We start from the raw sequence: 512 nt of genomic DNA on the forward strand, positions 1-512 counted from the left end.
CTTGAGCGAGGCGCTCCAGCTACAGCCTCAGTTGGCTGCCAGCATTCAGCCCGCACTGGCAACGGCTTATCAGCGGCGGGGTTTGCTCCGAGCGGAGAAGCAGGAGTGGGACCAGGCGATAGCGGACTTGAGCGAGGCGCTTCGACTTAACCCCAACTTGGCCGAGGCGTATTCTCGGCGTGGTATGGCCTATGTGGGGAAGGGGGACTTCGATCAGGCGATAGCGGACTTGAGCGAGGCGCTCCAGCTACAGCCTCAGTTGGCTGCCAGCATTCATCCTGCATTGGCAACGGCTTATCAGCGGCGGGGTTTGCTCCGAGCGGAGAAGCAGGAGTGGGACGGAGCCATCGCCGACTTCAGCCAGGTGATCCGCCTGAATCCTTCTTCTGCCGAGGCGTACTTTGGCCGGGGTTTGGCCCGTTTGGAACAGAGGGACTTCGATCAGGCGATAGCGGATTTGAGCGAGGCGCTCCAGCTACAGCCTCAGTTGGGTGCCAGCATTCAGCCCGCAC

At 61.7% G+C, this 512-nt stretch carries 1 protein-coding gene; it reads left to right on the forward strand.

The window, feature by feature from the left end:
* Positions 1-512: tetratricopeptide repeat protein (locus tag H0921_RS17615; protein WP_194539841.1), on the forward strand; the 512-nt coding region annotated here is incomplete at both ends.

The sequence above is a fragment of the Thermogemmata fonticola genome (assembly GCF_013694095.1).
Lineage (GTDB): Bacteria > Planctomycetota > Planctomycetia > Gemmatales > Gemmataceae > Thermogemmata > Thermogemmata fonticola.